The 1818-nt window shown below is 53.8% G+C and carries 1 protein-coding gene and 3 rRNA genes; 1 reads left to right on the top strand and 3 read right to left on the bottom strand.

Annotated features, from left to right (window positions below; translation table 11 throughout):
• Positions 1-1019, top strand: a 1019-nt coding sequence (locus EGI20_RS18080) for an EAL domain-containing protein (RefSeq protein ID WP_498633080.1), incomplete at its 5' end; no start/stop codon positions are given.
• A 44-nt stretch (positions 1020-1063) separates the two neighbouring features.
• Here EGI20_RS18080 and rrf (EGI20_RS18075) read toward each other — a convergent pair.
• The 3 genes from rrf (EGI20_RS18075) to EGI20_RS18065 form a co-directional block, all read right to left on the bottom strand.
• Positions 1064-1178: ribosomal RNA gene (rrf, locus tag EGI20_RS18075) — 5S ribosomal RNA — on the bottom strand.
• A 102-nt stretch (positions 1179-1280) separates the two neighbouring features.
• Positions 1281-1395: ribosomal RNA gene (gene rrf / locus EGI20_RS18070) — 5S ribosomal RNA — on the bottom strand.
• A 120-nt stretch (positions 1396-1515) separates the two neighbouring features.
• Positions 1516-1818 (bottom strand): 23S ribosomal RNA (locus EGI20_RS18065); the annotation flags it as partial.

Raw genomic sequence — 1818 nt, 5'->3', positions numbered from 1 at the left:
GCGCCCTGGCGGTGAGGCTGCGTGGCGCTGATTTCGCCCTGCTCTGCCCCGAACTAAGTCCGAATGATGCCGACACCCTCGCCCGCACGCTATTACAACAATATGCCCGCTATCCGCAGATGGGTTTATGTGATCAGCAGGAAGTCGCGCATATCGGTATAACAAGCTTCAATGGCCAGGATAAGCTCAGCGATATCCTGTCTCAGGCCAGTCAGGCGCTGGCACAAGCTGTTGCACAGGCACCCAATAGTTTCTGCCGCCTGGATCACGCCGTGGTCCACATCCATAGCGAACAGAACTGGCGCGAAGCCATTGAACAAGCATGCAGACAGCGTTTATTGCGCCTTGACTGGTATCCGGTCGTCGATGCAACAGGCGGCGTGTTATGGCAGGAAGGCATGCTGTATCTGCCGGCAAGCGAAAGTGCAGCCAAGGTCAGCGCCCTGCGTCTGCTATCGCATAGCCTGCGCCTGGGCATCAGCCAGCAACCGGATCTCGCTGCACTAGAGCAGGGATTGCAATATGCACCCGGCCCATGCATTGCCATCAATGTCTCTCCGGCCTCGCTTGCCCACCCGGACTTCAACACCCAAGTACACCACCTGCTAAACAAGACGCAGGGCATCAGGGTTAATTTCGAGTTTCACGAAATGGCTCTACTCGCACACTGGCCGGCTTTTCTAGCGTTCAGTCATAGCATGCAGCAAAAAGGCCATCGCTTAGGTGTGGAGATCATCGGTCATGACCTGAGTCTGGTTGCGAAGCTAGCCGAGGCCGGTATTTCATATTTGGAGCTGGATGGGGTACTGACGCATGGCATCCACCAGGATCAAGGACAACAAGCCGTCGTCAAAGGGCTACTGCAAATGACGACGCTTATGGGCATTAACCTGCTGGCCAAAGGCATAAGCGATCCGGCCGATGCCCGCAAACTGACTGAATTAGGCATCTACGGTATGACGGGACCTGCGGTCAAACTACATAATGATGAATACAGCTTAAGTAGCCAGCGCAGCTAAAAACAAAAAGCCCGACTCATCGAGTCGGGCTTTTTGATATGGGCTTCTGGCAGTGTCCTACTTTCACATGGCGAATGCCACACTATCATCGGCGCTAAGATGTTTCACGGTCCTGTTCGGGATGGGAAGGCGTGGGACCATCTCGCTATGGCTACCAGAAATAAACGCTTGCCGGCGCTGCCTCAGGCAACGCGGCGAATTCTGGGTGTTTCACTTTCATGCAAAAACCCCAGCTCAATGAGCTGGGGTTTTATATGGGGCGTCTGGCGGTGTCCTACTTTCACATGGCGAATGCCACACTATCATCGGCGCTAAGGTGTTTCACGGTCCTGTTCGGGATGGGAAGGCGTGGGACCACCTCGCTATGGCCACCAGACATTAACTTGTCAAATTGTAGAAACCGAAATTAAACACCCAGACCACTTCTTTCTCTGGATGCCTTGGTAGAAGTATTGCTTCGCAACTCTGCTTATCTTAGCAAAGCCACTCAAATGATAGGATCAAGCCTCACGAGCAATTAGTATCGGTTAGCTTCATGCCTCACAGCACTTCCACACCCGACCTATCAACGTCCTGGTCTCGAACGACTCTTCAGGAGGATCAAGTCCTCAGGGAAGTCTCATCTTCAGGCGAGTTTCGCGCTTAGATGCTTTCAGCGCTTATCTCTTCCGAACTTAGCTACCCGGCAATGCCACTGGCGTGACAACCGGTACACCAGAGGTTCGTCCACTCCGGTCCTCTCGTACTAGGAGCAGCCCCCGTCAAACTTCCAACGCCCACTGCAGATAGGGACCAAACT

Source organism: Aquitalea sp. S1-19 (assembly GCF_024343515.1).
This window is presented reverse-complemented; position numbering and strand designations above follow the sequence as displayed.